Origin of the sequence: Leisingera sp. JC11 (assembly GCF_040704725.1) — a bacterium.
Classification (GTDB): Bacteria; Pseudomonadota; Alphaproteobacteria; order Rhodobacterales; family Rhodobacteraceae; genus Leisingera.
In genome coordinates this window covers 12,455-37,732 of the sequence record NZ_JBFCVS010000001.1, presented here as the reverse complement: position 1 = coordinate 37,732, position 25,278 = coordinate 12,455, and the positions used below count along the sequence as shown (strand labels likewise).

General features: G+C 65.9%; 30 protein-coding genes. 17 read left to right on the top strand and 13 right to left on the bottom strand.

Features of this window, described 5'->3' with window-relative positions; genetic code table 11:
* The first annotated feature begins 161 nt into the window (after window positions 1-161).
* Window positions 162-443: a DUF167 domain-containing protein gene (locus tag AB1A62_RS00220; protein ID WP_366659068.1), complete on the top strand. Its 282-nt coding sequence runs from the start codon at window positions 162-164 to the stop codon at window positions 441-443.
* Between the two features lie 3 nt (window positions 444-446).
* Here AB1A62_RS00220 and AB1A62_RS00215 read toward each other — a convergent pair whose 3' ends face one another.
* A complete protein-coding gene (locus AB1A62_RS00215; protein WP_366659066.1) occupies window positions 447-683 on the bottom strand; it encodes a hypothetical protein in 237 nt (78 codons plus the stop codon).
* Window positions 684-832: 149 nt separating this feature from the next.
* Here AB1A62_RS00215 and AB1A62_RS00210 point away from each other — a divergent pair, with 149 nt between their 5' ends.
* The 5 genes from AB1A62_RS00210 (at window position 833) to AB1A62_RS00190 (ending at window position 2,859) form a co-directional block, all read left to right on the top strand.
* Window positions 833-1,546, top strand: a complete 714-nt coding sequence (locus AB1A62_RS00210; protein WP_366659065.1) for a M48 family metalloprotease — start codon at window positions 833-835, stop codon at window positions 1,544-1,546.
* A 2-nt stretch (window positions 1,547-1,548) separates the two neighbouring features.
* Window positions 1,549-1,941: a YigZ family protein gene (locus AB1A62_RS00205; RefSeq protein WP_366659063.1), complete on the top strand. Its 393-nt coding sequence runs from the start codon at window positions 1,549-1,551 to the stop codon at window positions 1,939-1,941.
* Window positions 1,942-2,029: 88 nt separating this feature from the next.
* A complete protein-coding gene (locus AB1A62_RS00200) occupies window positions 2,030-2,293 on the top strand; it encodes a DUF6455 family protein (RefSeq protein WP_366659061.1) in 264 nt (87 codons plus the stop codon).
* Between the two features lie 30 nt (window positions 2,294-2,323).
* Window positions 2,324-2,584 (top strand): DUF6455 family protein, encoded by a 261-nt coding sequence (locus tag AB1A62_RS00195; protein ID WP_366659059.1) that lies wholly within the window; start codon window positions 2,324-2,326, stop codon window positions 2,582-2,584.
* Window positions 2,581-2,859: a DUF6455 family protein gene (locus AB1A62_RS00190; protein WP_366659057.1), complete on the top strand. Its 279-nt coding sequence runs from the start codon at window positions 2,581-2,583 to the stop codon at window positions 2,857-2,859. The genes AB1A62_RS00195 and AB1A62_RS00190 overlap by 4 nt, the downstream gene beginning before the upstream one ends.
* A 34-nt stretch (window positions 2,860-2,893) precedes the next feature.
* Here the strand turns inward: AB1A62_RS00190 and AB1A62_RS00185 are convergent, their stop codons facing one another.
* From AB1A62_RS00185 to rimO, 3 genes are all read right to left on the bottom strand, one after another.
* Entirely contained in the window at window positions 2,894-3,136 is a 243-nt protein-coding gene (locus AB1A62_RS00185; RefSeq protein ID WP_366659056.1) for a CDGSH iron-sulfur domain-containing protein, read from the bottom strand.
* Window positions 3,137-3,204: 68 nt separating this feature from the next.
* Window positions 3,205-3,561 (bottom strand): cupin domain-containing protein, encoded by a 357-nt coding sequence (locus AB1A62_RS00180; protein ID WP_366659054.1) that lies wholly within the window; start codon window positions 3,559-3,561, stop codon window positions 3,205-3,207.
* A 176-nt stretch (window positions 3,562-3,737) separates the two neighbouring features.
* A complete protein-coding gene (gene rimO, locus AB1A62_RS00175; RefSeq protein ID WP_366659053.1) occupies window positions 3,738-5,156 on the bottom strand; it encodes a 30S ribosomal protein S12 methylthiotransferase RimO in 1,419 nt (472 codons plus the stop codon).
* 309 nt (window positions 5,157-5,465) lie between these two features.
* Here rimO and AB1A62_RS00170 point away from each other — a divergent pair, with 309 nt between their 5' ends.
* The 3 genes from AB1A62_RS00170 to AB1A62_RS00160 all read left to right on the top strand — a co-directional run bounded on the left by AB1A62_RS00170 (window position 5,466) and on the right by AB1A62_RS00160 (window position 8,656).
* Window positions 5,466-5,975 (top strand): hypothetical protein, encoded by a 510-nt coding sequence (locus AB1A62_RS00170; RefSeq protein WP_366659052.1) that lies wholly within the window; start codon window positions 5,466-5,468, stop codon window positions 5,973-5,975.
* Window positions 5,972-6,478 carry a hypothetical protein gene (locus AB1A62_RS00165; RefSeq protein ID WP_366659050.1) on the top strand — a complete coding sequence of 169 codons (507 nt, stop codon included), beginning with the start codon at window positions 5,972-5,974 and terminating at the stop codon, window positions 6,476-6,478. Before AB1A62_RS00170 ends, AB1A62_RS00165 begins: the two co-directional genes overlap by 4 nt.
* Before the next feature lie 261 nt (window positions 6,479-6,739).
* Window positions 6,740-8,656 (top strand): AsmA family protein, encoded by a 1,917-nt coding sequence (locus tag AB1A62_RS00160; RefSeq protein WP_366659049.1) that lies wholly within the window; start codon window positions 6,740-6,742, stop codon window positions 8,654-8,656.
* A gap of 210 nt (window positions 8,657-8,866) precedes the next feature.
* On the opposite strand, the gene AB1A62_RS00155 is transcribed toward AB1A62_RS00160, so the two are convergent.
* From AB1A62_RS00155 to AB1A62_RS00140, 4 genes are read right to left on the bottom strand one after another with little or no spacing between them, the layout of a single operon-like run.
* Window positions 8,867-10,363 (bottom strand): phosphomannomutase/phosphoglucomutase, encoded by a 1,497-nt coding sequence (locus AB1A62_RS00155; protein ID WP_366659048.1) that lies wholly within the window; start codon window positions 10,361-10,363, stop codon window positions 8,867-8,869.
* 21 nt (window positions 10,364-10,384) lie between these two features.
* Window positions 10,385-11,218: a 3-deoxy-8-phosphooctulonate synthase gene (gene kdsA / locus AB1A62_RS00150; RefSeq protein WP_366659046.1), complete on the bottom strand. Its 834-nt coding sequence runs from the start codon at window positions 11,216-11,218 to the stop codon at window positions 10,385-10,387.
* 15 nt (window positions 11,219-11,233) lie between these two features.
* Entirely contained in the window at window positions 11,234-12,859 is a 1,626-nt protein-coding gene (locus AB1A62_RS00145) for a capsule biosynthesis protein (protein WP_366659044.1), read from the bottom strand.
* Window positions 12,837-13,496, bottom strand: a complete 660-nt coding sequence (locus AB1A62_RS00140) for an ATP-binding cassette domain-containing protein (RefSeq protein ID WP_366659042.1) — start codon at window positions 13,494-13,496, stop codon at window positions 12,837-12,839. Before AB1A62_RS00140 ends, AB1A62_RS00145 begins: the two co-directional genes overlap by 23 nt.
* A gap of 240 nt (window positions 13,497-13,736) precedes the next feature.
* Here AB1A62_RS00140 and AB1A62_RS00135 point away from each other — a divergent pair, with 240 nt between their 5' ends.
* The 3 genes from AB1A62_RS00135 to AB1A62_RS00125 all read left to right on the top strand — a co-directional run bounded on the left by AB1A62_RS00135 (window position 13,737) and on the right by AB1A62_RS00125 (window position 15,649).
* Complete coding sequence (locus tag AB1A62_RS00135; RefSeq protein WP_366659041.1) at window positions 13,737-14,354, top strand: uracil-DNA glycosylase family protein; 618 nt, start codon at window positions 13,737-13,739, stop codon at window positions 14,352-14,354.
* Entirely contained in the window at window positions 14,351-15,142 is a 792-nt protein-coding gene (locus AB1A62_RS00130; RefSeq protein WP_366659040.1) for an SseB family protein, read from the top strand. The genes AB1A62_RS00135 and AB1A62_RS00130 overlap by 4 nt, the downstream gene beginning before the upstream one ends.
* A 93-nt stretch (window positions 15,143-15,235) precedes the next feature.
* Complete coding sequence (locus tag AB1A62_RS00125) at window positions 15,236-15,649, top strand: ester cyclase (RefSeq protein ID WP_366659038.1); 414 nt, start codon at window positions 15,236-15,238, stop codon at window positions 15,647-15,649.
* 74 nt (window positions 15,650-15,723) lie between these two features.
* Here the strand turns inward: AB1A62_RS00125 and yghU are convergent, their stop codons facing one another.
* Entirely contained in the window at window positions 15,724-16,599 is an 876-nt protein-coding gene (yghU, locus tag AB1A62_RS00120; RefSeq protein WP_366659036.1) for a glutathione-dependent disulfide-bond oxidoreductase, read from the bottom strand.
* A gap of 272 nt (window positions 16,600-16,871) precedes the next feature.
* Between yghU and AB1A62_RS00115 the strand changes: the two genes are divergently transcribed.
* Complete coding sequence (locus AB1A62_RS00115; protein ID WP_366659460.1) at window positions 16,872-17,390, top strand: YHS domain-containing (seleno)protein; 519 nt, start codon at window positions 16,872-16,874, stop codon at window positions 17,388-17,390.
* A gap of 84 nt (window positions 17,391-17,474) precedes the next feature.
* Here the strand turns inward: AB1A62_RS00115 and AB1A62_RS00110 are convergent, their stop codons facing one another.
* Both AB1A62_RS00110 and AB1A62_RS00105 read right to left on the bottom strand, forming a co-directional pair.
* Window positions 17,475-17,870: a cupin domain-containing protein gene (locus AB1A62_RS00110; RefSeq protein WP_366659035.1), complete on the bottom strand. Its 396-nt coding sequence runs from the start codon at window positions 17,868-17,870 to the stop codon at window positions 17,475-17,477.
* Window positions 17,871-18,036: 166 nt separating this feature from the next.
* On the bottom strand, window positions 18,037-18,633 hold the full coding sequence (locus AB1A62_RS00105; RefSeq protein WP_366659033.1) for a GcrA family cell cycle regulator: 597 nt from the start codon (window positions 18,631-18,633) through the stop codon (window positions 18,037-18,039).
* 161 nt (window positions 18,634-18,794) lie between these two features.
* Here AB1A62_RS00105 and AB1A62_RS00100 point away from each other — a divergent pair, with 161 nt between their 5' ends.
* Window positions 18,795-19,607 carry an ABC transporter permease gene (locus AB1A62_RS00100; protein WP_366659032.1) on the top strand — a complete coding sequence of 271 codons (813 nt, stop codon included), beginning with the start codon at window positions 18,795-18,797 and terminating at the stop codon, window positions 19,605-19,607.
* Window positions 19,608-19,612: 5 nt separating this feature from the next.
* Here AB1A62_RS00100 and AB1A62_RS00095 read toward each other — a convergent pair whose 3' ends face one another.
* Window positions 19,613-20,851, bottom strand: coding sequence for an MFS transporter (locus AB1A62_RS00095; RefSeq protein ID WP_366659031.1), 1,239 nt, complete (start codon window positions 20,849-20,851; stop codon window positions 19,613-19,615).
* Window positions 20,852-20,980: 129 nt separating this feature from the next.
* Window positions 20,981-21,892, bottom strand: a complete 912-nt coding sequence (locus AB1A62_RS00090) for a DMT family transporter (RefSeq protein WP_366659030.1) — start codon at window positions 21,890-21,892, stop codon at window positions 20,981-20,983.
* Between the two features lie 435 nt (window positions 21,893-22,327).
* Between AB1A62_RS00090 and AB1A62_RS00085 the strand changes: the two genes are divergently transcribed.
* The 3 genes from AB1A62_RS00085 (at window position 22,328) to AB1A62_RS00075 (ending at window position 25,249) form a co-directional block, all read left to right on the top strand.
* Window positions 22,328-23,503, top strand: coding sequence for an aspartate aminotransferase family protein (locus AB1A62_RS00085; protein WP_366659029.1), 1,176 nt, complete (start codon window positions 22,328-22,330; stop codon window positions 23,501-23,503).
* Window positions 23,504-23,582: 79 nt separating this feature from the next.
* Complete coding sequence (argF, locus tag AB1A62_RS00080) at window positions 23,583-24,509, top strand: ornithine carbamoyltransferase (RefSeq protein WP_366659028.1); 927 nt, start codon at window positions 23,583-23,585, stop codon at window positions 24,507-24,509.
* Between the two features lie 164 nt (window positions 24,510-24,673).
* Window positions 24,674-25,249 (top strand): isochorismatase family protein, encoded by a 576-nt coding sequence (locus tag AB1A62_RS00075; protein ID WP_366659027.1) that lies wholly within the window; start codon window positions 24,674-24,676, stop codon window positions 25,247-25,249.
* Window positions 25,250-25,278: the final 29 nt, after the last annotated feature.

Below are 25,278 nucleotides of genomic sequence, written 5' to 3'. Positions count from 1 at the left end.
TGCGGCGTTGGGTGTTTTTTCAAGAGCCAATGGGCCTTGCGCGCTGCCTGTGCCGAAAATGCAGCAGGCGGCGGGGGCTTGGGTTTCGCTGGCAGGGTGATAGCGGTGTCAGGGCGGCAAAGTCTATGGCTTTTGCCGCCTGCACAGGGCATCAGTGCCTCATGGGAAAGCCGAAGAAGAAAGACCTGCCGGATCTGAGCCATCTGTGCGTGCCGGGCGCGGAGATCGCGGTGCGGGCGGCGCCCAAGGCAGCGCGCAATGCCATTGTGCAGGCGGAGGGGATGCTGAAGATCTCGGTCACCGCGGCGCCGGAGAACGGCAAGGCGACCGAGGCCATCCGCAGCCTGCTGGCCGTGGCGATGGGCACGGCTGCGGCGAATCTGGAACTGCGCCGCGGCGCAACCTCGCGCAGCAAGGTGTTTGTCTATACCGGGCCTGCCTGAGGGCTAGTCGTCGCCGACCAGCCGGTAGACGCCCTCGGGCAGATCGAGTGCAGCGGCCAGATCGCGCACCTGGTTGTGCGACAGCGTGATTTTCTGCACGCTGTCGGTGCGCGGGTCGTATTGCTCGACCGTGACGCATTCGGCAAAGGAATTGATGGTCACATCCTCGTTGAGCGGGCTTGTGTTCTCGTCAACAAGGGTGATGACCGTCGAGTCGAATTCATGTTCGATGGTAAACATGCCCCCAGCCTGCACTGCCGGCCGCCTGCTGGCAAGGCCTTGCAATTGCAGGCGATCATCCCGATCTGCCGGCAAGGTTCCGCCGCCGGGCAATTGCCTTCCACTGAGGGAGCAGGGTAATGTGCGGGTGGATTTCAAAAGGATGTGCCATGCGCCGTTACCTGTGTCTCATTGCCCTTGCCGCCAGCGCCTGCAACATGGTGGTGGAACCCGCGCCCCAGCCGGTCCAGACCGCGCAGCGGCAGCCGGTGCAGGGGATGGCGCCGGGCGAGGCGCGCAGCGCCTTTGCCTCCGTCACCCGCCGGGTGGAGCCGGTGGCGGAGCGCGAGTGCCGCAGCCGCACCCAGGGCCTGAACTGCGACTTCCTGATCCGCATCGACCCGAATCCGAACGCCGCGCCCAACGCCTATCAGAGCCTCGACCGCAACGGCCGGCCGGTGATTACCTTCACCCAGCGGATGCTGGGGCAGATTGCCAACCACGACGAGCTGGCCTTTGTGATGTCGCATGAGGCGGCCCACCATATCCGCGGCCACCTGGCGCGGCAGGCGCAGAACTCGGCCCTGGTCAGCGCCGGGGCCGGGCTGATCACCGCGCTGGCGGGGGGCGGGTCCGCCAGCGTGTCCACGGCGCAGGATATCGGCGGTTTTGTCGGAGCCCGCAGCTATTCCAAGGAGTTCGAGCTGGAGGCGGACGAGCTGGGCACCATCATCACCCACAAGTCCGGCTACCGGCCCAGCGTCGGCGTGCGCTTCTTCAACCGGCTGCCGGATCCCGGCGACCGCTTCCTCGGCACCCACCCGGCCAACCCGGACCGGGTGCGGGTGGTGCAGGCCACCATCGCACGCAACAACCTGAACTGACCGTGGCGGCCAGGGACACCTCTGCCCCCGGGCTGGAAAAGCTCGGCGTGGTGCTGACCGACCGCGGCTCGAAATACGCGGTGAGCGGCGCGCGTGTGACCTCGCGCGAGGAGGTGGATGCGGTGCTGGCGGAGCTGAAGAGCGAGCGCGCTTATGCCAAGGCCACCCACAACACCTGGGCGGCGATGCTGCCCAGCGGCGGGCTCAAGGCTGATGACGGCGAAAGCGGCGCGGGCATGGTGATCCTGCGGATGCTGGAGCGCGAGGGGATCACAGATCACGTCATCATCGTCACCCGCTGGTATGGCGGCAAGAAGCTGGGCGGCGACCGTTTCCGCCGGGTGCAGGATGCAGTGCGCGCCTATCTGGACCACCGGGGCGGTAAGCCCGCGTGAAAATTCTCTCCGGTTGACCTGAGTCAAATCCGCTCCCGTCGCCAATCGCTAAGCTGCCCCGGCAATGCATGATTACGGGGTATGCGCGATGACCGCCGAAGCTGATCTGAAAACCCACGCCGAACTGTTCGACCGGATGGCCTGCGCCGTTGGCCTGGACCTGGAGGAAGAGGCAGTCAGCGGCCATCTGCGCTTTGACGAGATTGCCGAAGCGGTGCTGCGCTGCACCCGCTGCGGCGGTGTGGGCGCCTGCCGCAAATGGCTGGCCGAAGGCCTGCGCCCGGGCGCCGACGCGCCGGATTTCTGCCGCAACCGCGATCTGCTCGGCTATTTGAACGAGCAGCAGGCCTGACCGCTCCGCCACATCCCAGGAGATCGAAACATGAAGCCATTGGGTGAGCCGCTGCGCCATTTGCGGCTGATGTCCCGGATGGGACAGGCCATCGGCGCCGACCTGTCCGGCGCCCTGGCCGCAGGCCGGATCAGCAATCAGGATTGGGCCGACATGGTCACCCGCTGCCGCGGCTGCAGCGCACCGGGCCAATGCGCTGCCTTCCTGGCAGAGCATGAGGACGCCAGCGCCCCGATGCCCGGCTGCCTGAATACCGAAGACCTGCTGCGCCTCAAGGAGCAGGCCCGATGAAGGATATGGCGGCGGAGGCCGAAGGCCTCGGCAATATCTTCCGCCACCTGTGGCTGTTGCGTGCCGTGGCAGAGGCCGCGGGCGTCGATCTGGACCAGGCGGTGAAGGCGGGCCGCCTCGGCGGCCTGGACTATGCCCGGATGGTGACAAGCTGCCGCGGCGCGGGCTGCGGCAAGTCCTGCGCCCTGTGGCTGTCCGCCCGCCGGGGCGGCGATACGCCCGCTGTGCCGGAGTTCTGCCCCAGCGCGGATGCCTTCAGGCGGCTGATGCCCTGATCCGCCGCCCGCGCGGCGCCTGCGGCTTGGCCTGCTACAGCTTGGAGTGCGTCCCGTCGCACAGCGGCTTCTTGCCCGAGTGCTTGCAGCCGCAGAAGAACAGCTTGCCGTCCTTTTCCGCCTTGTACTTCACCGGCTCGAACGCCGTGTCCTTGTGCGAGCCATCGCAGAACGGCTGCCGCTTGGACCTGCCGCAGGCGCACCAGAAATAGGTCTTTCCCTCCTTCACCTCGACCGGGAAGGGGGCTTTCTGGGCGATTTCCGGAGTATCTGACATGGCTGGGCGCTCTCCCTGGCTGGTTGTATTCTTTGGGCGGGGCGGCTCTTTACAGCCACCCTGCAAGATTACTTTAGCTTGATCACGAAGTGCTTCAGCACTTTTTCCTTGATCTCCCAGGTGCCAGCGAAGCCTTTTTCGACAACAAAGGCATCGCCCGGGCCAACTTCGTTCGGGTCTTCGCCCTCAGCCGTGATGACGATCCGGCCTTCGATCATGTGAACGAATTCCCAGGCGTCATAGGTGGCGTGATAGGTGCCCGGCGTGGCTTCCCACCAGCCGCTGATGATGCCGCCGTCCTCGGATGTGTATTCGATCCAGGTTTTCATCGTGGGGCTGCCCTCGGCTTTGGTCCAGCCTTCAAGGTCATCCAGAACCGGATCGACAGAGCGGTCAGGCAGTTTGGTAAATGCAGGTTTGGTCACGGTTGTCTCCACTGTTGGGGTCTTCTGGTTGTGTTTGTGAATTTCCTGTCAGGAAATAAACATAACTAAAAGTGGAGATTCGGGAACGGGTTTTTCGTAGTGGTGCAGCTGATAAGCAAAAGGCGGCCCGGGTTCGGGGCCGCCTTTGGTGCAGGTACTGATGTCAGGGCAGCCGCCTACTGCGGCAAGCACCCCCACAAGTCATACTCCCCGGCCTCGTCCACCTCGACCGTCACCAGATCACCGGCCTGCAGCCCCTCGGTCCCCTCGTCAATGAACAGGTTGCCGTCGATCTCCGGTGCGTCGGCCTTGGTGCGGCAGGTGGCGATGCCGTCTTCGTCGATGTCATCCACGATCACCTGCAGGGTCTGGCCGACCTTGGCCGCCAGCTTGGCCTCGGAGATCGCCTGGGCCTTCTCCATGAACCGCTCCCAGCGTTCCTGCTTCACCTCTTCCGGCACATGGTCCGGCAGATCGTTGGAGCGGGCGCCGTCGACGTTTTCGTATTTGAAGCAGCCGACCCGGTCCAGCTGCGCCTCGTCCATCCAGTCGAGCAGGTGCTGGAACTCCGCCTCGGTCTCTCCCGGGAAGCCGACGATGAAGGTGGAGCGCAGGGTGATGTCCGGGCAGGTCGCGCGCCAGGCGTTGATCTCGTCCAGCGTCTTGGCCGCCGCTGCGGGGCGGGCCATGCGGCGCAGCACATCCGGGTGAGCGTGCTGGAAGGGGATGTCCAGATAGGGCAGCAGCGCGTTCTCAGGGTCCGCCATCAGCGGGATCAGCTCGCGCACATGCGGGTAGGGGTAGACATAGTGCAGCCGCACCCACAGGTCCTGTGCCGGGGCCAGCTTGCCCAGCTCGCGGGAGAGGTCTTGAATGTGGCTGCGCACGTCGGCACCCTTCCAGGGATGGGCGGAGTACTTGCGGTCGAGCCCGTAGGCGGAGGTGTCCTGCGAAATCACCAGGAGTTCGCGCACGCCGGCCTCCACCAGCTTCTCCGCCTCGCGCAGCACCGCGTGCACCGGCCGCGACGCCAGCTTGCCGCGCATGTCCGGGATGATGCAGAACTTGCACTTGTGGTTGCAGCCCTCGGAGATCTTCAGATAGCTGAAGTGCCGCGGGGTCAGTTTCACACCCGCCGCGGGCAGCAGGTCCACATAGGGGTTCGGGCTGGGCGGCACCGCGGAATGCACCGCGTCCAGCACCTGCTCATACTGGTGCGGGCCGGTCACCGCGTGGATGCGCGGGTGATGCTCGCGTATGTAGTCCGGTTCGGCGCCGAGGCAGCCGGTGACGATCACCTTGCCGTTTTCCTTCAGCGCCTCGCCGATCGCCTCCAAGCTTTCCGCCTTGGCGCTGTCGAGGAAGCCGCAGGTGTTGACGATGACCGCGTCGGCACCGGCGTAGTCGGGCGAGATGCCGTAGCCCTCGGCGCGCAGCCGGGTCAGGATGCGCTCGCTGTCCACCAGCGCCTTGGGGCAGCCGAGCGACACCATGCCGAGGGTCGGCTGGCCGTCACGGGGCGCCTCGCGGAACTGCGGTTCCGGAGCAAGGTCGGGGCGGAGGCTGGGCGGGTTGCTGGACGGGGTACTGGTCATGCGCGCGCATATATCAGGAATGCGGCAGGAGGCAAGGAAAACGGGGGGTGCAAGCCGTGCACCGCCTGTACACCCCCTGTGCACCGGGGGGCTGCCAAATGCCCTTCGCCCGGCCTCTCCGTCAAGCCGGAGGTTTGCCTGTGGCAAAACGGGAGGGGGCTGCCCCGCCGCCTGCTGAAGCCCTTGGCTAGCGGCTATTGAGATTTCACGCATTAGGGGAAAAATGCCACACCAAGGCAATCTCGGGCCTGCTTGGTTGACCCGTATTTTCGCTCATGAAATTTTCCCCGAAAAATTGAGGGACACCTGATGAAAAAAGCCTTTTGCCTGCTCGCGCTGACGTCTCTGACTGCCTGTGTCGAGCCTGCGCTGGAAATCGAATCCGAACCGGCATCCTTTGCATTCCTGGCCGGCGCTCCCAAGGAGCGTCTGGGCGACGGCACCACCAAAACCACCATTCGTGCATACAAGAGCGTGCAGGACAGCGGCGGAAAGACGGTCAGAAAGGAAATCGAGGGCGCGAAATGCACTCTGACCTCAGACCACCTGCGGGCGGAAATCGTTACCCCGCAACAGGTTGTCCTGCCCAAGTACGATCAGGACCCTGATTTGGAAGCGCGCGGTGTGCCGCCGTCGATCCTGATTTCCTGCAAGGCCGGCGACCTCAAAGGCTCAACCTTGCTTGCCGCGAAACCCGGGCAGATCATCTCCGGGTCCGGCAACCTTGTTGCCGACCTGATCCTGATCACCGGATCCGCAATTGCGGCAACCACCGCCGACTGGCGTTATGCTGAAACCGTTGCGGTAGGCGTCGAATGATGTGGAAACACCTGATCCCGGTTCTTGCACTTTCTGCGTGCGGAGCAACTTCTATTCCGGTGGATGAGACGTTTACTGCCAGCCGCCGGGCTGCGCTGGGGAATGAGTTTAAATCGCACTCCACCCTGGTCAGGAGCTTTGCCACTGGCGAGGACGGCAAACGGGTTGAGGTCGAAGGGGCCGTTTGTTCGGCTTCGAACGCCTTGATCAGGGTGAAAAACGTGACGACCCCCGCATTGGTGAAAACGCCGATGTACCTGCAGGCGGAAAGGTTCCCGAAAAAGGGCAAACCCCCGGCACTGAACTGGCGGTGCTCCTACCAGGGCAAGGTGGTGACGCTCACGACCGAGGCCGCATCGGGGCGGGGGCATGCTGTGACGCAAGGCGTGTCCACGTACAACGCATCCACCGGGACGTACTCCCAGCCCACGTCAGTTGTTCTGACCGGCCGGCTGAGTTCGACGCTTCCCTGGGGCTACCCGAATGTCGAGGTTGAGTTCTGACGAAGCTTTGGGCGTTCCACGGAAAGCCCTGCGGCAGCGGTTCCGGCTGCGGTGAAAACATGAACGTCCCGGGCCGCTGCGGCCCGGTTCTCCCCGCCCCGTTACGCCGGAAGGGCGCCCGCCCCGGGGCGGGCGCGGAGCTCTCGAAGACGTGACAACACCATCCATTGACCCCTCTATGCATTGCGCCCCCGCGCTCAGGCGGTAAGCTGGGGAAAAGACCCTCGGGGAACAGGGGGACAAGGCAAGAGGAGCGGGATGATGAAGCTGATAATCCGGGTCGTGACGGCGCTGGTGCTGACGGTGGTCGTGCTGGCGGCGCTGGTGCTCTTGCTGCCGGGCGAGAAGATCGCGCGGCTGGCCGCCGATCAGCTGGAAACCCAGACCGGGCGCAAGCTGGACTTCGGCGGCAAGGTGCGCTTCACCTTCTGGCCGACGCTGGGCGTCAAGGCCGATGCGGTGACGCTGTCCAATGCGGACTGGGCCGGGCCGGAGCCGATGCTGCGGGCCGAACGGCTGACCATCGGGGTCTCCGCGGCAGAGCTGCTGCAGGGCGATGTGCGGGTCACTGAGGTCTCTGCCATCCTGCCGCATCTGAACCTCGCCACCAACGCGGAGGGCACCGGCAACTGGGTCATGGGCGGCACCGGCGCGGCGCCCGGCAGCGCCCCGGGCGGCGGCAGCGGTGCCTTGCCGCTCCGGATCGAGGCGGTGGAGCTGACCGGCGCCTCGCTGCGCTATGCGGCGCACGGGCAGGAGCCGGTGGTAATGAAGAACATCGACCTCAGCCTGCTGTGGCCGGACCCGGCCGGCACCGCGAACGCCAAGGCCACGCTGCGCCCGGCGGGGGAGCCGGTGGAGGTGGACGCCGAGATCGGCACCTTTGCGGCCTTTCTGGCCGGTGAGGTGTCCTCGGTCGGGGCAACGGTGACGGCGCCCGGCGGCAAGGGGCGGTTTGACGGCCACGCCGATATCAACGGCGAGGCCAGCGGGCGGCTGACCTTCGGCGCCGAAGACGCGCTGCAGACCGGTGTGGCGCTGGGGGTGTTCCTGCCCGATGCGCTGGCGCAGAAGGCGGTGTTCGGCGCCGACGTGACCTATACCGCCGACGGGCGCCTGTCGATGCGGGACCTGGCGCTGGAGCTGGGCGCCAACCGGCTGACCGGCGCGGCTGATGTGGAATTCAATGACCGTCCCAGCATCACCGCGCAGCTGCAGGGCGGGGCGCTGGATTTCTCCCGCTATGCAGCCGGGCAGGGCGGTGCCGGCAGCGGCGGACCGGCAAGCCGCGGCTGGCCGGAGGGGGTGATCGACGCCTCGGCGCTGGGGCTGGCGGATGCGGCGGTCGACCTGACGTTTGACAGCCTTCGCACCGGCGGCCTGACCCTGGGCGCCAGCAAGCTGAACCTGACGGTAGAGCGCAGCCGCGCGGTGCTGAATTTCCTGCCTGCGGCGATGTTCGGCGGCCAGGTGCAGGGGCAGGTGGTCGCCAACAACCGCAGCGGGCTGTCGGTGGGCGGCAATCTGACCTTCACCGGCATCCGGCTGGAGCGCGCGCTGGGCGAAACCGCGGGATATGACCGGCTGAACGGCGAGGCGCTGGGCGCGCTGGAGTTCCTCGGCTCCGGCAATTCGGTTGCGGCCATCATGCGCTCCCTCAGCGGCAAGGGCTGGCTGGAGGCGGGCAAGGGGTTCTTCACCGGCTTCGACCTGGAGCAGCTGATGCGCTCGGGCGGCAACGGCGGCAGCACCGTGTTCGACCAGCTGACCGCCAGCTATACGATCGAGGGCGGCAACCTGCGCAACGAGGACCTGCTGGTGCTGCTCAAGGGCTTCCGGGCCGATGGCAAGGGCAGGATCGGGCTGGGGGCGCGCGACCTCGATTACCTGTTCACGCCGCAGATCGTCCGGGCGGGCCGCGACCAGGTGCTGACCATCCCGGTGCGGATCACCGGCCCTTGGGAGGACCCGGACATCCGCCCGGACTTCGGCCAGGCGCTGCAGACCCGGATCGACGACGTCGAGCAGGAGGCCAAGGACCGGGTGCGCCAGAAGCTGGCCGAGGAGCTGAACCTGGAAACGGAGATCGCGCCGGAACAGGACATCAACGATGTGCTGCAGCAGCGCATCGAGCAGGAGGCCCGAGACCAGCTGCTGAAGCTCCTGGGCGGCGACTGACGCCCCCCGGCCGGAGGCCGGGTCAAGGAAGGCCGCAGGCCTCCGGGCAACGCCCGGCTTGTCCTTGACGCGGCTGCAGGCACCTTGCACTTGATTTGGCGCATGCAAGGGCAGACCTGCCCTTGCATCGCTTCTCAGCAAGTGAAAAAGCGCCCGCCGGAGGCGGGCGCGGATCGCCTGCGTCAGCAGGCGAAATACCTCTTGCCAAGGTCAGATGGTCTGGTCGTAGTCACCGACCAGCGGCTCGGTACGGATCACCGCGTCGATATCCGCAAAGATCGCCCGCATCTCGGCCTCGCTGTCGGAGCTTTCGCAGACCACCACCAGGTTCGGCGTGTTGGAGGACGCCCGCACCAGCCCCCAGGAGCCGTTGTCCAGGATCAGCCGGGCGCCGTTCACGGTGACGACGTCCTTGATCGCCCGGCCTGCGAATTGCTCGCCTGCCTCATGCTTGGCCACCAGCTTCTGCACCAGCCGCTCCAGCACGGCGTATTTTTCGGTGTCGGCGCAGTAGGGCGACATGGTCGGGGTGGACCAGGTCTTGGGCAGCGCCTTCCTGAGGTCCGACATCGACTGATCCGGGTTTCGGTCCAGCATCTTGCAGACCTCGACGGCCACCCGCATGCCGCAGTCGTAGCCGCGGCCCACCGGCTCGGCCAGGAAGTAGTGGCCGGATTTCTCGAACCCTGCGAGCGCGCCGATTTCCTTGACCCGCCGCTTCATGTGGCTGTGGCCCGTCTTCCAGTAATCGGCGGTGACGCCGTTCTTCTGCAGCTCCGGGTCGGAGGCAAACAGGCCGGTGGATTTCACATCCGCGACAAAGGTCGAATTCGGATAGAGCTTGCTGAGGTCGCGCGCCATGATCACGCCGACCTTGTCGGCAAAGATCTCTTCGCCCTCGTCATCGACCACGCCGCAGCGGTCGCCGTCGCCGTCAAAGCCAAGCGCCAGATCGGCGCCGGAGGCTTTCACGCTGGCCGACATGTCGTGCAGCATTTCCATCGCTTCGGGGTTGGGGTTGTAATGCGGGAAGGTGTAGTCGAGCCGGTTGTGGCTCTCGACCACCTCCACGCCGATGCGCTTGAACAGCTCCGGCGCAAAGGCCGAGGCGGTGCCGTTGCCGGTGGCGCAGACCACCTTCAGCGGGCGGGACATTCTGAAATCGCCGGCCAGGTCGTCGATGTAGGCTTCCTTGACGCCGTCGACGAACTCGTAGGAGCCGCCGGGCGCAGGCCGGCCTTCGCCGTTCAGCACGATGTCGCGCAGCTCCGCCATCTCGTCCGGGCCGTGGGTCAGCGGGCGGTCAAAGCCCATCTTGACGCCGGTCCAGCCGTTGGGGTTGTGCGACGCGGTGACCATGGCGACCGCGGGCACATCCAGGTGGAACTGGGCGAAATAGGCCATCGGCGACAGCGCCGGGCCGATGTCCTTCACCTGGATGCCGGCCTGCATCAGGCCCAGGATCAGGGCGTTCTTGATGGCCAGCGAATAGTCGCGGTAGTCGTTGCCGACGGCAATCACCGGTTCGATGCCGCGCTTGCGCATCTGGGTGCCGAGGCCGAGGCCCAGGGCGGTCATGCCGGGGAGGTTGATTTCCTCCGGGTATTTCCAGCGCGCGTCATATTCGCGGAAGCCGGTGGGCTTGATCATCGCGTCGCGCAGGAAGCTCCAGGTGTTCGGGGTCACCTCAGGCTGCGGTTTGGTCATTTTTGAAATCTCTTTTTGGGGTCAAATACGGATCGGGTCGGCCTTGGCCAGCGCATCAAAGCGCATCAGGCTTTCGATCAGCTGCGGCATCTGGTCGAGGTAGATCATGTTCGGCCCGTCGGACGGTGCGTTGTCCGGGTCCTGATGGGTCTCGATAAAGACCGACGCGATGCCCAGCGAGACCGCTGCGCGGGCCATCAGCGGCGCAAACTCGCGCTGGCCGCCGGTGGAGCCGCCCTTGCCGCCGGGCTGCTGCACTGAATGGGTGGCATCCATTACCACCGGGTAGCCGCCCTGCGCCATCTGCGGCAGCGAGCGCATGTCGGCCACCAGCGTGTTGTAGCCGAAGGAGGTGCCGCGCTCCGTCAGCAGGATGTTCTGGTTGCCGGTGCTTTCGACCTTGGCGACCACATTGGCCATGTCCCAGGGCGCCAGGAACTGGCCCTTCTTGATGTTCACCGCCTTGCCGGTGTTGCCTGCGGCCAGCAGCATGTCTGTCTGGCGGCACAGGAAGGCCGGGATCTGCAGGATGTCGACGGCCTCAGCCGCCACCGCGCATTGCGCCTCGGTGTGGACATCGGTCAGCACCGGCACGCCGAATTCGCGGCGGATGGTGTCCAGCACCTTCAGCCCCTCGTCGATGCCAAGGCCGCGCTTGCCCGACAGCGAGGTGCGGTTGGCCTTGTCGTAGGAGGCCTTGAACACGAACTGGGCGCCTGCCTTGTCGCAGGCTTCCTTGAGCTGCCCGGCAATCATCCGGGCGTGGTCTGCGGTTTCCAGCTGGCAGGGGCCGGCAATGAAGGTCAGCGGACGGTCATTGCCAACGGTGAGGCCGGCGATATCGATGTTTTTCATGGGTACCCGATGGCTTTACGATGACACCTGCTCCCGCAGGATGGACGCGGTGAGCGAACACATCAGGTAGATACCGGAAAAGATCAGGAATGCCAAAACGGTATTCTCGAACTTGCGCGGATAGGAGGGTTCCTGGCTGGCGACCGGCTCCACCGCGGTGGTCAGGTAGCGGACCTGGCGGTTGGCCTCCATGCGGGTGGTTTCCACTTGCTGCAAGGCCGATTGCAGCATCAGGTCGCGGGTGGCGAGGTCGGCCTGGGCCATCTGGATCTGGATCCGCAGATTGGCGAGCGAATTTTCGCCGGCTGAGGCATCGACCATCCGGTTGTTGAGGCTGGCGATCACCGCTTCCAGCCGTTTGATGTCGGCTTCGGCGCCGGACACCTTGGCGCGGTTGGGGCGGGCGTTGTCCATCAGCGCCGCCAGCTCCAGCCGTTTCTCCTCCAGCTGGATTTCAAAGGTGCTGATCTGGGTGCGCAGCGAGGCCACCACGCCCTCGGGGTCGAGCACCGCGCCCTGCTGCTGCAGCACCACCAGCCGTTCCTGCGCCGCGCGGCGCTGGGCCTCGGCGTCGGAAAGCGCGGTTTCGGCTTCGGACATCTGGTCGGCGCGTTTCTGCTGCGACAGGTTGTTCACCTTTTCCTGCGCATAGGAAATCAGCTTGCGCGAAAACTCTGCCGCCACTTCGGGATCGGCGGCAGACACCTCCATCCGCACCACGCCCTCGGTCGGGTCATAACCGATCTTCACATTGCGGTTGTAGGTGGCGTAGGCCTCCTCGTTGGTCGGCGCGCTCTCCAGCCGCTGGATCGGGTCCAGCCACTCCTGGGTGAAATGCGCCTTGAACCCGACCTCGCGGTCCAGCCGCAGCATCGCCTCCTTCGACATCAGGTAGCTTTGCACCGCGATCGAATCCTGGCTGGTGGCGAACTGGGTGCCGGACAGCAGCCCGCCGACGCCGCCCGCGGCGCTGTCGGCCTTCAGCACCAGGAATTCCGACTTGGAGGAATACATCGGCGTCGCCACCGAATAGAAGTAATAGCCCGCGGCCAGGGTCGGCAGCATCACGAAGAACGCCAGCCGCGCCGCCAGCAGCGTCAGCTTGCGGCGGCGGCGGCGGGCGATGTCGCGCTGGATGTCCTGGATTTCGCGGGCGCGGCGCTCTGCCGGGCTCAGCTCTGTCGAGGGCAGGGTGGTCTTGGCCGCGGGAACCGTCTGCGGCAGCTGGACCTTGCCGGGGGCGGGCGGGGCGCCTGCGGGCTGCGCCTTGTTCTGCGGCACCACCAGCTCCAGCATGTTGGCGCGCTTGAACGGGTCGATGCCGCGCTCGCGCAGCATCCGCACCGCCTCGAAATCGGACGTGGCGGGCAGGTTGTGCTTTTGCGCCATCCGCCGCGCCAGGCGCAGCTGGCGGCCGGTCAGGCCCTCCTGGCGGATGGCGTCGATATCGGTTTCCATTCTGGTTTCGCGGGCAGAGCTGACCATGCCGGACAGCGGCGCGCCTGCGGCGCCTGCGCCCCCTGGGGCTGCAGCGGCCGGGGCGGCCGGCTGCTCCGGCGCCTGCGGCTGGGCGGCGGCGCTGCCGCCGGCAGGGGTGCTGCGGCGGATGCGGAACTTCTTAGCTCTCGGTTTCGTAGTCATAGAGCTGTTTCGCTTCTTCCAAAGTGTCAAACATATGCAGCTGCCCCTGCAGAAGGACGGCAGCCGAACGGGCAAATTTCTCCAGCGTCCTGGCCTGGTGCGAGACGATGATGATGGTGGTGGTCGCCAGCCGTTCCTGCAGGATCTCGCCGGCCTTGCGGTTGAACTCCGCATCGGTGGTGGAGGGCATGCCTTCGTCGATCAGGTAGATGTCGAAATCCAGCGCCAGCATCAGCGCAAAGCTGAACCGCGCCCGCATGCCGGACGAGTAGGTGCCGACCGGCTGGTCGAAATACTCCTTGAGCCCGCAGAGCCAGCGGCAGTAGGCCTCCACGTAATCCGGGTCGAGGCCGTAGAGCTTGGCGATGTAGCGGCAGTTTTCCATTGCCGACAGGCGGCTGATGACGCCGCCCATGAACCCCAGCGGGAAGGAGACCTTGCAGTTGCGGCGGATCTCGCCCTCATCGGGCTTTTCGAGGCCGGCCATCATGTTGATCAGGGTGGTCTTGCCGGTGCCGTTCGGCGCCAGCACGCCCAGCGAATTGCCGGGCTCGATGCGGAACGACACGCGGTCAAGGATCACCTTGCGCTGGGTTCCTGTCCAAAAGGACTTGCTGACGTCTTCAAACTCAAGCATCGCCTGTTCCGGTACTGCCCGTGCGGCCCTGTCGCGGGTTCTCGTGTGCCTCTTGCCCGGGCGCGTGCGGCGCGCCCTTGGCCCCTTCATATCAAAAGAGTGTTAATGGCCTACGCCGCGAATTTGGCCTTATTATGTCGAACTGTGACATAAATCATCAACCAAGTGTTAACCAATTTGCCCCGCATCCGGGCCGCAGGGGACGGAAATTGCAGGCACAACAGATTTGCGGGGCGCAAGATGGCTGTTTCCAGTTCTGAAACAATCAAGGCCAGCCGGCGGCTGAAGGACCGGATTCGCGCCTGCCGGATCTGTGCGGAGCGGTTTGCCGCCACCGCCACCGCGCATGACCCCCGCCCGGTGGTGTGGTTCCGCCCCTCCGCCCGCATCCTGATTGCCGGCCAGGCGCCGGGGCTGCGGGTGCATGAAAGCGGGCGGCCCTTCACCGATCCCTCCGGCGACCGGCTGCGGGCCTGGCTGGGGCTGACGGAGGCGGAGTTCTATGACAAGGACCGGGTGGCGGTGGTGCCGATGGGCTTCTGCTTTCCCGGCTACAACGACAGGAAGGCCGACCTGCCGCCGCCTGCCGTCTGCGGAAAAACCTGGCACCATCAGGTGATGGAGCATCTGCCGGATGTGCAGCTGAAGGTGCTGGTCGGCGCCCATGCGCAGCGCTATCACCTGGGGCTGAAAGGGCCGGTGACGGATGTTGTCCGCGGCTGGCGGGATCATGCGCCGCAGGTCTTCCCCTTGCCGCATCCGTCCTGGCGTAATACCGGATGGCTGAAGAAGAACCCCTGGTTCGAGGCGGAGCTGCTGCCGGTTCTGCAGGCCCGGGTGAAGGAGCTGATGCGATGACAGATGAAACCCCGCTGGATCTGGCCCATGCCGCGATGGAGGCCGCGCCGCAGGACGATGCCGCCCGGCTGCGGTTTTATGAGCGGCTGGCGGATGCCGAGCTGTTCCTGATGCTGACGGAAGAGGCCGCGGGGGAGCAGATCTCGCCGGAGCTGTTCGAGACGCCGGACGGGGCTTTTGTCCTGGTGTTCGACCGCGAGGAGCGGCTGGCGCAATTTGCCGGCAAGCCTGTTCCTTATGCGGCGCTGTCGGGCCGGGTGGTTGCGCAGATGCTGGCCGGGCAGGGGATCGGGCTGGGGCTGAACCTGGAGGTGGCGCCCTCTGCCTTCCTGATCCCGGCGGAGGCCATCGCCTGGCTGCACCAGACCCTTGGCCATGCGCCGGAGGAAGTCGAGGCCGGCGTGACGGAGTTCACCGCGCCCAAAGGGCTGCCGGAGGCGCTGCTGACCGCGCTGGATGCCAAGCTCGCCACCGCGGGCGGTCTGGCCGCGGCGGCCTATCTTGCGGGCGTGCGCTATGCCGGCGGCGGGCAGGGGCATCTGCTGGGCTTTGTCGGCGCCAAGGAGGCCGCGCAGGCCTCGCTCGCCAAGGCCGCCAGCGAGGCGCTCACATTCTCAGGCATCGAGGCCGGAGCGATGGACGTGGGTTTCTTCGAGGCCGAGGATCCGGTGGCGGCCAGCCTGGCCCGGGTCGGCCTGCGGTTCGACCTGCCGCAGCCGAAGGCGCCGCAGGAATTGAAGCCGGTGAAACCCGGCAGCGACCCTGAAAAGCCGCCGCGGCTGAAATAGGCATTCCTCGCCCTTTGCCGTTTTCGCCTTATCTGCTGCTGCAAGGGCATGGCCAGGCGCCATGCCCGCCACACAGCCGGGAGGGAGAAAACGATGTCCATCAAGCAGACCGCACATGATTTCTGCGAGGCCTGTGACGCGGGGAAGGGATGGGACGTGTGCCAGGAATGGTGCACGCCGGACGCCACATTCTCGGTCCAGTCGGACGCGCTGGCGGAGATCACGACGCTTGCGGGCTATACCGAATGGGCCAAGGGGCTGCTGACCCCGATGCCGGACGCCCATGCCGAATTCAAATCCCTCACGGTGGATGAGGACGCAAGCCGCGCAGTCCTGTTTTCGGTCTTCCACGGCACCCATACGGTGGATGCCGGCAACGGCGCGCCGACGGGCAAGAAAGTGGCCTCGGATTACGTTTATGTGCTGGATTTCGACGGCGGCAAGATCCGCCACATGACCAAGGTCTGGAACGATGTGCACGCGCTGACCCAGCTGGGCTGGATGTAGGTCCCGATCAAAAAGCGCCCGCAGCTTGGCGGGCGCTTGGCATCTCTTGAACTGGCCGTTTGCAGGCGGGGCGGTTACTCCGCCGGTTCCAGCTTGTCCTGGGTGCGGGTGTCGAAATCGCTGGCGTCGTGGCGTTCATGCAGTTGGAACGCCGGGTCGCCGGAGGTGCGGTTCACCATGCGGCCGCGCTGCACCGCCGGGCGGGCGTCGATGGCCTTGGCCCAGCGGACCACGTTCTTGTAGCTTCCGGCATCCAGGAATTCGGCGGCATCGCCATAGTTGCGGCCCAGCACCAGCTGGCCGTACCAGGGCCAGATGGCGATGTCGGCAATGGTGTATTCGCTGCCTGCGACGAACTCGTGCTCCGCCAGCTGCCGGTCCAGCACATCCAGCTGGCGCTTGGTTTCCATCGTGAAACGGTCGATCGGATACTGCCATTTCTCCGGCGCATAGGCATAGAAGTGGCCAAAGCCGCCGCCCAGGTAGGGGGCGCTGCCCATCTGCCAGAACAGCCAGTTCAGGGTCTCGGTGCGGGCCGCGCCTTCCTTGGGCAGGAACGCCCCGAACTTCTCCGCCAGATGCAGCAGGATCGAGCCGCTCTCGAACACCCGCACCGGCTCTGCGCCGCTGCGGTCCAAAAGCGCCGGGATCTTGGAGTTCGGGTTCACCTCGACAAAGCCGGAGCCGAACTGGTCGCCGTCGCCGATCTTGATCAGCCAGGCGTCATATTCGGCCCCCGCGTGGCCCGCCGCCAGCAACTCCTCGAACATCACGGTGATCTTCACCCCGTTCGGCGTCGCCAGCGAGTAGAGCTGGAAGGGATGCTTGCCCGCGGGCAGCTCCTTGTCATGGGTGGCGCCGGCGATGGGGCGGTTGATGGAGGCAAACTCGCCGCCGTTCGCCTGTTCCCATTTCCAGACTTTCGGCGGGGTATAGGGGGTGTCGCTCATCTGTCGGCCTTGCTCTCATTGTTTCCTGTTGCGTTTCAATCGCACGCGCTGCGGCGACCGGTTCCGGCAGAGATAAGGGGATTTTCGGAAATTCCAATGACTGGAAGGTCTGCGCGCGGAAATTTTACAATCCGCTCACATCCTCTCGTCCGCGGACACAGAGCCGTGAGCCCCCCTTCGCATTTGCCGCCGGGGCGGTAATGTCGATGCCAAAGCCGGTGCAGAGAGCCGGTGCCCAAGTTGAAGCGATCACCGAGGAAAGGGATGATTTCATGAAGCGTCTTGCATTTGCTGCTGCGGCAGCGCTGTCCTTTGCCCTGCCGGCCTTTGCCGGCGAGCAGTATGTCGACGGCACCGGCTATGCGGTTTCCGGCTATGACGTGGTGGCCTACCGCAGCCTGGAAATGAACCCGGTCGGCACGCCGCAGACGGCGCCGGTGCGCGGCAGCACCGCGTTCACCGCCGACTACAACGGCGCAACCTGGGCCTTCGCCTCGGCAGAGAACCGCGACACCTTCCTGGAAAACCCGGCCTATTACGCGCCGCAGTATGACGGCCACTGCGCCTATGGCGTCTCCAAGGGCGGCAAGGTGCCGGCCAACCCGAACCTGTGGCGCATCGTCGACGACAAGCTCTATCTGAACATCACCGATGTGGTGGTCGGCTTCTGGGAAGAGGACATCCCCGGCAACATCACCTTGGCCGAGGGCAACTGGCCGGGGATCGAGGGGAAAGCGGCCTCTGACAGCGTGATCCCGAAATTCACATCCGAAGGCCCGGTCGCGAACTGAGGGCACAGATCCGCTGGCGCCGCTCCCGGCTGCGCAGGCAGCATCGGGCGGCGTCAGGCGCTGGGCTTCTGCGGCGGAGGCAGGCTAGTTGGCCACCATCAGCGGCTTGCCGGCCTCGCCGACCTGGAAGACAACGATCTTGGCCCGCTCCGTGGTGCTGGCGTTTGAACCGATCATGCTGATGTTCGGCTTTTCATAAAACGCTTCACCGGCGCTGTATTCGACAGGGTCTTCCCCGTCGATATCAATCTTCACCGTCCCCTCGATCACATAGACGAAGACGTGCCCGGGGTGGTAGTGGTGCTCGGTCTCCCAGTCCGGATCAACGTCGAAGACAACGATATTGGCTTCGGTTCCAGGCATGCCTTCCAGCTCAGTCTTCAGGACCGGTTCGGATACGGTGTCGGCTGATGCCGGGGCAAAAGACAGGGCAATCGCCGTGCCAAGGGCGGCGCAGGCCGCGGATGCTGTGCGTTTCATGGTGGCCTCCTCGCAGAGTCAGGCCCGCCGCCGCCAGGGCAGTGGCGGACCCCGCGATCATACACGTTTTTGCATGTTTCCGGGAGGCGGAGAGGCCGGCAAGCCGCCCGGACAGAAAAAAGGCGCCCTTGCGGACGCCTTCAAATCTCCAAAAGCCGTGCCGGCCTCAGCGGCGGCGGTCGCGGCGCGAGGACATCGGCTGGAACGCCACGCCCACATGCGCCTCGCAATAGGGCTTGCCCTGCTGGGCGGGCAGGCCGCAGAACCAGAAGTCCTCGGTCGCCGGGTCGCCCACCGGCCATTTGCAGGTGCGCTCGGTCAGCTCCATCAGGCCCAGCTTCTTGGCTTTCTTCTCGATCTCGTTGACCTTGGCCAGCGCTTCCGGGCTGATCTCATTGGCCGAGGGCTGCGGCGGCAGCGGCTGGCCGGCCGGGATGATCTGGCGGCGCGCAGGCGTTGCCGGCTTGGCGTCCCCTGCCGGCTGCGCCGCGGCCGGGCGGGCCGGTTCGGTCTTGGGCTGCGGCTTGGGCTTGGCGGCGGCGGCTGGTTTCGGCGCGGCGGCTGCGGGGGCGGCTGCCGGCTTTTCCTTGGGCTCGGCCGCCTTGGATCCGCCGCTGTTGCGGTTGGACAGGCCGAGCCGGTGCACCTTGCCGATCACGGCGTTGCGGGTGACGCCGCCCAGTTCCTTGGCGATCTGGCTGGCCGACTGGCCCTCGCCCCACATTTTCTTGAGCAGTTCGACGCGCTCGTCTGTCCAGGACATCTGTTGCCTTTCCAAGCTAATAGCGGCCCCAGGGGTTCTGCGGCCGCCATCATATTCCGTGTGATCGCCCTATTCTAATCACTGCGGGCGGAGTTACAAGGCATCTTGCGCCTATTGGCACAGCCGTTATGCAGTCAGGCCAAGGAATTTCAGGGGGCAGCATGGCAGACCAGGGCTATCAGGTGGAATTGGGCGCGCGCCGCTTCGGGCGGGTAAACTGGCTGGGGCTCAAGGCGCTGGCCTGGCGCGAGGTGAAGCGGTTCCTGGCGGTCTGGACCCAGACCCTGCTGGCGCCGCTGGTGACCGCGGCGCTGTTCCTGATGATCTTCAACATCGCCATCGGTCCGAAGCGCGGCGACGTGATGGGGGTGCCGTTCCTGACCTTCCTGGCGCCGGGCATCATGATGATGACGGTGATCCAGAATGCCTTTGCAAACACTTCATCCTCCATCGTTATTGCCAAGGTGCAGGGCAATATCGTCGACACGCTGATGCCGCCCCTGTCGGGGCTGGAGATCCTGCTGGGCTATCTGGCCGGCGCGGTGGCGCGCGGCACACTGGTGGCGCTGGGCATCGGGCTGGGGCTGATGGCGGTGCTGCAGATCGTGCCCGCGCATCCCGTAACGGCGCTGGTGTTCATCGTGCTGGGGGCGGCGTTCCTAGGCGGCCTAGGCATCGTCGCCGGCGTGTTCGCGGACAAGTTCGACCAGATGGCGGCGATCACCAATTTTATCGTGACGCCCTTGGCCTTCCTGTCCGGCACTTTCTACTCGGTGGAGGCGCTGCCGCCGGTTCTCAAGGTGATCTCGCACCTGAACCCGGTGTTCTACCTGATCGACGGGGTGCGATTCGGGGTGATCGGCACCTCCGACAGCCCGCCGTTGCTGGGGCTGGCGGTGTGCAGCGGCGCCACCTTTGCCGTCTGCCTGCTGGCCTGGGGGATGCTGCGCACCGGCTACCGGCTGAAACCCTGACGCCGCTATTCCGCAGGCAGCGCGCCGTCCGCGGGCGGGGACTCCGGCTTCTTGCGCCCCAGCCGCGGATGCAGCTTGCCGGCCAGGAAGGCGGCATAGGCGGTGGCGGCGGCCCCCGCCGCAAAGATCCCGGCCAGCGGCGACACCATCAGCACCAGCCAGGCGGCCCCCGGCGTCAAGATGCCGGAGATATCCCGGTAGCTGGAATAGACCGCAGACATCTCGGTGCGCTCCGAGGGTTTCACCGCCATCAGGAAGGGCAGCCCGCCGCAGATATCCAGCAGGATCAGCGCCGCGGAACCGGCCATCAGCAAGGCCACGGAGACATCGGGCCAGCCCTGCAGCGCTGCTGCGGCGCCGAAGCAGGCCGTAACGGCCAGGAACCCTGTGCGCACCGCAAAGCGGATCGAATGCCGCTGCACCCAGCGCTGCAGCAGCGGCGCGGCAAACAGGCTGGCATTGGTCACTGACAGCAGGATGCCGCCGAGTTCCTGCCCCAGCCCCTTTTCGATGGCAAAGATCGGCAGGTAGACCACATAGATCCACCAGCCGGAGGAGCGGATCACGGCAAACAGAAAGCCGGTGATCAGCCGGGGCTGCTCCAGAAACCGCGGCAGGTATTTCAGCGGGTTGGAGGCGGGGCCGCGGGCGCGGGCGATCTGCTTGCCGTTGCCCATCCGCATCCACCAGAAGGCCGCCAGCATCATGAGCGCCGCCGCGGCGGAGATCAGGAACGGGGCGGGCGCCCAGACCTCCAGCAGCAGCACGCCGGCCATCGGCCCGGCGGTCCAGCCGAGCGCCGAATAGAACATCCGCGAGGTCTCGCATTTGCCCAGCTCGACCCGGGCAATGTAGTCCAGCACATAGGCGTTGAAGCAGATGAAGGTGGCGACCGCCGCCACCGTGTTGAGCGCCAGCGCCGCCAGCACCGCAACCGGGCTGCCCTCGACCGCCAGGGCTGCCGAGGCCACGAACATCAGGGCGCCCAGGCTGTAGGCCCAGCGGCGCGGCACCAGCCGGATCAGCGCGGGCACCATCAGCCCGGCCAGCAGCGACAGGATGCCAATCGCGAAATAGGAGGCAGAGACCAGCCCGGCATCCCCCAGCGCCCGGTACATGATCAGCGGAAACACCGAAATCAGGATGCCGCGCACCACTGCCTCAAGCCCCGCCAGGATCCCGAAATCCCGGACCGAGGGCACCGGCGCGTGGCGCAGCCATTCGGGGATTCGCCTTTCGTGCATCTGTATTCTCCTGTCCTGCTAACAGGCAGGGTGGCGCGCCGGGCAGGCGGAAATTGCCGGTTTTCGACCTCGGCGTCGCCGCCGGGTCATTGGAATAAAATAACTTTTCGTGAGGAGGGCGGGCGCGGGTTACTTCCCGGCCGCCGCCGCGCGGCCTGCAGGCGGCCGCACCCGGCCTTCGCGCCAGGCCAGAATCGCCGCGCCGGCCAGAATGATGAAGGCGCCGAGGAAGGAAACGGCGTCCGGTACCGCGCCAAAACCCAGAAAGTCGTAAAGCGCGGCAAAGACCAGCGTGGCATAGCTGAACGGCGCCACGAAGGAGGCATCGGCCCGCGCCATGCCGTTGATGAAACAGGCCTGGGCGCAGGCCATCAAGAGCCCCAGCGCGGCCAGCGCGCCCCATTGCGCCGGGCTGGGCATCTGCCAGACCGGCAGCACCGCGCAGCTGGCAATCATCATCCCCAGAAGGTTGTTGAACCACAGCACCTGCAGCGGCCCTTCGCGGCCCGCCAGCTTCTTGATGAAAATCAGCTCCAGCCCCATCACTGCCGCCGCCCCCAGCGCCAGCAGTGCGGCGGGCTGAAAACTGGCGGGGGTGGGGCGCAGCAGGATCATCGCGCCGATCATCGCAACCAGCGCCGCGCCCCAGCGCCAGGGGCCGACCCGCTCGCCCAGGAGCGGGATCGCCAGCAGCATGCCGAAGACCGGGTTCAGGAAGGTGATCGCGGTGGCATCGGCCAGCGGGATATAGGCGACCGAGGCAAACATCAGCGTGACCCCGGCCCAGCCGAAGGAGGTGCGCCCGATGTGATAGCCCCAATGCGGCCGGATGAACCTGGGCCGCAGGATCAGCACCGCTGTCGAGATCGCCATAAAGGCAAACAGGAACCGCCCGTGGCTGATCTGCAGCGGGTGCAGCGGCGCCCCCAGCAGATCCGTTCCCAGCGCCTTGGCCATCAGCGTGGTGCCCGCAATGAAGGTGGTTGCCGCCAGGATCAGGGCGGCGGCCAGGGCCGGGTTCTGCGGTGTGGCGATGCTCATGGCGCAAGCGGTGCGGCAAGCCGCCGCGGGATGCAAGGGGAAAGGATCCGGCCGGTGACGCATTTTGCCGGCAGGGGGAGGGGCGCTGCCCCTCAGGCTTGAGTTCAGAGGGGCGCTGCCCCTCTTGGCCTGGCGGCCAATTCACCCCGGAGTATTTGCGCAAAGGTGAAATGGAAGCGGGTTGCGGCGGATTGGCAGGGCGGGCTGCACAAAAGGGGTTTTCTTTCCCCGAAACCTCCACTATGGAACCCCACCATGATCAAACGCGCACATACCCCCGTTTTGCGACGCCGACGCCGCCTGGCGTGACCGGCCCCTGATCCCCTGTGCCTGCCGTGCAGCACATCCCCCATTCGAAATCCATTGATCCACCGTTGACCCAAGGCCAGGCTTACGTCACAGCTTTGGCTTCCACCTTTGAAAAGGATGATCCCGATGATCCCGTCCGTTCTGCCGACCTACAACCGTGCACCGCTTGAGTTCGTCAAAGGCGAAGGCGCCTGGCTGACCACGGCGGACGGGCGACGCTTCCTGGATCTGGGCTCCGGCATTGCGGTGAACGCACTGGGCCATGCCCATCCGGCGCTGGTGGAGGCGCTGACGTCGCAGGCGCAGAACCTGTGGCACGTCTCCAACCTCTACCAGATCCCGCAGCAGCAGGCGCTGGCCGACAAGCTGGTGGAGCATACCTTTGCCGACACCGTGTTCTTCACCAACTCCGGCACCGAGGCCTGCGAGCTGGCGGTGAAGATGGCGCGCAAGTATTTCTATGACAAGGGCCAGGAGGAGCGGGTGGAGATCATCACCTTCGACGGCTCTTTCCACGGCCGGTCCTCGGCCGGCATCGCCGCCGCAGGGTCCGAGAAGATGGTCAAGGGCTTCGGCCCGCTGCTGCCCGGCTTCGTGCATCTGACCTTCGGCGATCTGGATGGCGTCACCAATGCCATCTCGGAGAAGACCGCCGCGATCATGATCGAGCCTGTGCAGGGCGAGGGCGGCATCCGTGTGGTGCCGGATGCAGAGCTGAAGGCGCTGCGCCGGATCTGCGACGACAACGGCCTGTTGCTGATCCTGGATGAGGTGCAATGCGGCGTCGGGCGGACCGGCAAGCTGTTTGCCCATGAATGGGCAGGCATCACCCCGGACATCATGATGGTGGCCAAGGGCATCGGCGGCGGCTTCCCGCTGGGCGCGGTGCTGGCCACGGAAGAGGCCGCCAGCGGCATGACCGCGGGCACCCATGGCTCCACCTACGGCGGCAACCCGCTGGGCTGCGCGGTGGGCTGCGCGGTGATGGACCACATCGCCGACGAGGCCTTCCTGGCCGAGGTGAACCGCAAGGCGGGCCTGCTGCGCCAGCAGCTGGAGGGGCTGGTGGCCGGCCACCCGGACGTCTTCGAGGAGGTGCGCGGTTCCGGCCTGATGCTGGGCCTCAAGTGCAAGGCGGTGAATGCCGATGTGGTGAAGGCCGGCTACGGCAATGAGCTGATCACCGTCCCGGCTGCGGACAACGTGATCCGCCTGCTGCCGCCGCTGACCCTGACGGACGAGGACATCGCCGAGGCCGTCAGCCGCTTGGAAAAAACCGCCGCCCAGGTCGAAGCCTCCTGATCTTCACCTTTGCAGAAATACTCCCGGGGGTCCGGGGGCAGGCAGCCCCCGGCCTTCGTCAGAACAAAGCGATACGACCATGAACCATTTCCTCGACATCCATAAAACCGATCCTTCCGACCTGCGGGCGATCATCGACCAGGCCAAAGCCACCAAGCAGGCGCGCCTGGGTCGCCCCAAGGCGGCGCTGGATGATGAGCTGCCGCTGAAGGACCGGATGGTGGCGCTGATCTTCGAGAAACCCTCGACCCGGACCCGGGTGTCCTTTGACGTCGGCGTGCGGCAGATGGGCGGCCAGACCATGGTTCTGTCAGGCAAGGACATGCAGCTGGGCCATGGCGAGACCATCGCCGACACCGCCCGGGTGCTCAGCCGTTATGTCGACATGATCATGATCCGCACCTTCGACGAGACCGTGCTGACCGAGATGGCGGAATACTCGGACGTGCCGGTGATCAACGGTCTCACCGACCGCACCCACCCCTGCCAGATCATGGCCGACGTGCAGACCTACGAGGAGCACCGCGGCTCGATCAAAGGCAAGAAGGTGGTCTGGTGCGGCGACGGCAACAACGTCTGCGCCTCCTTCATTCATGCGGCCGGCCAGTTCGGCTTCGACCTCACCTTCACTGGTCCCTCGCAGCTGGACCCGGAGGAGGAGTTCATGGGGCTGGCGCGCAAGGCCGGCTCCAAGATCGTCGTCGAGCGGGATGCGGCCAAGGCCGTTGAAGGCGCCGACCTGGTGGTCGCCGACACCTGGGTGTCGATGCATGACAGCCAGTCCTCCAAGGAGCGCCGCCACAACATGCTGCGCCCCTATCAGGTCAACGATGCGCTGATGGCCCATGCCAAGCCGGATGCGCTGTTCATGCACTGCCTGCCGGCCCACCGCGAGGAAGAGGTGACAAGCGCCGTGATGGACGGCCCGCAGTCGGTGATCTTCGACGAGGCGGAAAACCGTCTGCACGCGCAGAAGGCCATCATGCGCTGGTGCCTGGGCGGCTGAGCCGCAGGCGGTATTTGATTTGGAAGGGCGCGCGCAGCCGGGGCTGCTGCGCGCCTTTTTCATGCGGACAGCGCCCGTGACGCGGGGGCACCGGCTTTTGCGCTGGCCCTTGCCGCCGTGATCGGCAAACCTTCTGCCATGGATTTCACCACAAGGATTTTCCCATGGACCGCAGCACCGCCCTATTGATCGTCGACATGCAGCAGGAGATGGCCAATGTGGCCGCCTCGGGCCGTCCGCAGGCCAACCCGCAGGCGGAAGAGGTGGTGGCAGGCCTGGCCGCGGCGTTCCGTGCGGCGGGGCTGCCGGTGGTGCATGTGATGCACGACGATCCGCGCCCCGAAAGCAAGTTCCGCCGCGATCTGCCCAGCGGCCAGCCCTTGCCCTGCGCCGTGCCGCAGGCGGGCGAGGCGGTGTTCTGGAAAACCGGCTCTTCCGGGTTCTACGGCACCGGGCTGGACAGCCATCTGCGCGACGCGGGCGTCAGCCGGCTGGTGATCGTTGGCGGCGTGGCGGCGTTCTGCGTCAACTCGACCGCGCGCTCTGCCGCCAATCTGGGGTTCGGCGTCGAGGTGGCGGAGGACGCGCTGATCGCCTTTGACATGCCCGCGCGCAACGGCGGCATGCTGGACGCAGGGACCGTTCTGGAGGTCACCCTGTCGGCCCTTCACGCTGGCTTTGGCAAGGTGGTCACGGCGGCGGATGTGCTTGCGCAGCTGCCCGCCGGGGCAGAGGCCTGACAGGGCCGCCAGCCACGGCTGGGTCCCAT

Excerpts from the sequence above, each read along its gene's own strand:
- AB1A62_RS00140 (WP_366659042.1), bottom strand. The coding sequence starts at position 13,496 with ATGCTTGAGTTTGAAGACGTCAGCAAGTCCTTTTGGACAGGAACCCAG.
- AB1A62_RS00195 (WP_366659059.1), top strand. The coding sequence starts at position 2,324 with ATGAAGCCATTGGGTGAGCCGCTGCGCCATTTGCGGCTGATGTCCCGG.
- AB1A62_RS00160 (WP_366659049.1), top strand. The coding sequence starts at position 6,740 with ATGAAGCTGATAATCCGGGTCGTGACGGCGCTGGTGCTGACGGTGGTC.
- AB1A62_RS00125 (WP_366659038.1), top strand. The coding sequence starts at position 15,236 with ATGTCCATCAAGCAGACCGCACATGATTTCTGCGAGGCCTGTGACGCG.
- kdsA (WP_366659046.1), bottom strand. The coding sequence starts at position 11,218 with ATGAAAAACATCGATATCGCCGGCCTCACCGTTGGCAATGACCGTCCG.
- AB1A62_RS00155 (WP_366659048.1), bottom strand. The coding sequence starts at position 10,363 with ATGACCAAACCGCAGCCTGAGGTGACCCCGAACACCTGGAGCTTCCTG.
- AB1A62_RS00165 (WP_366659050.1), top strand. The coding sequence starts at position 5,972 with ATGATGTGGAAACACCTGATCCCGGTTCTTGCACTTTCTGCGTGCGGA.
- AB1A62_RS00100 (WP_366659032.1), top strand. The coding sequence starts at position 18,795 with ATGGCAGACCAGGGCTATCAGGTGGAATTGGGCGCGCGCCGCTTCGGG.
- AB1A62_RS00115 (WP_366659460.1), top strand. The coding sequence starts at position 16,872 with ATGAAGCGTCTTGCATTTGCTGCTGCGGCAGCGCTGTCCTTTGCCCTG.
- AB1A62_RS00210 (WP_366659065.1), top strand. The coding sequence starts at position 833 with ATGCGCCGTTACCTGTGTCTCATTGCCCTTGCCGCCAGCGCCTGCAAC.
- yghU (WP_366659036.1), bottom strand. The coding sequence starts at position 16,599 with ATGAGCGACACCCCCTATACCCCGCCGAAAGTCTGGAAATGGGAACAG.
- AB1A62_RS00220 (WP_366659068.1), top strand. The coding sequence starts at position 162 with ATGGGAAAGCCGAAGAAGAAAGACCTGCCGGATCTGAGCCATCTGTGC.
- AB1A62_RS00095 (WP_366659031.1), bottom strand. The coding sequence starts at position 20,851 with ATGCACGAAAGGCGAATCCCCGAATGGCTGCGCCACGCGCCGGTGCCC.
- AB1A62_RS00215 (WP_366659066.1), bottom strand. The coding sequence starts at position 683 with ATGTTTACCATCGAACATGAATTCGACTCGACGGTCATCACCCTTGTT.
- AB1A62_RS00145 (WP_366659044.1), bottom strand. The coding sequence starts at position 12,859 with ATGACTACGAAACCGAGAGCTAAGAAGTTCCGCATCCGCCGCAGCACC.
- argF (WP_366659028.1), top strand. The coding sequence starts at position 23,583 with ATGAACCATTTCCTCGACATCCATAAAACCGATCCTTCCGACCTGCGG.
- rimO (WP_366659053.1), bottom strand. The coding sequence starts at position 5,156 with ATGACCAGTACCCCGTCCAGCAACCCGCCCAGCCTCCGCCCCGACCTT.
- AB1A62_RS00075 (WP_366659027.1), top strand. The coding sequence starts at position 24,674 with ATGGACCGCAGCACCGCCCTATTGATCGTCGACATGCAGCAGGAGATG.
- AB1A62_RS00130 (WP_366659040.1), top strand. The coding sequence starts at position 14,351 with ATGACAGATGAAACCCCGCTGGATCTGGCCCATGCCGCGATGGAGGCC.
- AB1A62_RS00170 (WP_366659052.1), top strand. The coding sequence starts at position 5,466 with ATGAAAAAAGCCTTTTGCCTGCTCGCGCTGACGTCTCTGACTGCCTGT.
- AB1A62_RS00200 (WP_366659061.1), top strand. The coding sequence starts at position 2,030 with ATGACCGCCGAAGCTGATCTGAAAACCCACGCCGAACTGTTCGACCGG.
- AB1A62_RS00135 (WP_366659041.1), top strand. The coding sequence starts at position 13,737 with ATGGCTGTTTCCAGTTCTGAAACAATCAAGGCCAGCCGGCGGCTGAAG.
- AB1A62_RS00110 (WP_366659035.1), bottom strand. The coding sequence starts at position 17,870 with ATGAAACGCACAGCATCCGCGGCCTGCGCCGCCCTTGGCACGGCGATT.
- AB1A62_RS00105 (WP_366659033.1), bottom strand. The coding sequence starts at position 18,633 with ATGTCCTGGACAGACGAGCGCGTCGAACTGCTCAAGAAAATGTGGGGC.
- AB1A62_RS00185 (WP_366659056.1), bottom strand. The coding sequence starts at position 3,136 with ATGTCAGATACTCCGGAAATCGCCCAGAAAGCCCCCTTCCCGGTCGAG.
- AB1A62_RS00190 (WP_366659057.1), top strand. The coding sequence starts at position 2,581 with ATGAAGGATATGGCGGCGGAGGCCGAAGGCCTCGGCAATATCTTCCGC.
- AB1A62_RS00090 (WP_366659030.1), bottom strand. The coding sequence starts at position 21,892 with ATGAGCATCGCCACACCGCAGAACCCGGCCCTGGCCGCCGCCCTGATC.
- AB1A62_RS00085 (WP_366659029.1), top strand. The coding sequence starts at position 22,328 with ATGATCCCGTCCGTTCTGCCGACCTACAACCGTGCACCGCTTGAGTTC.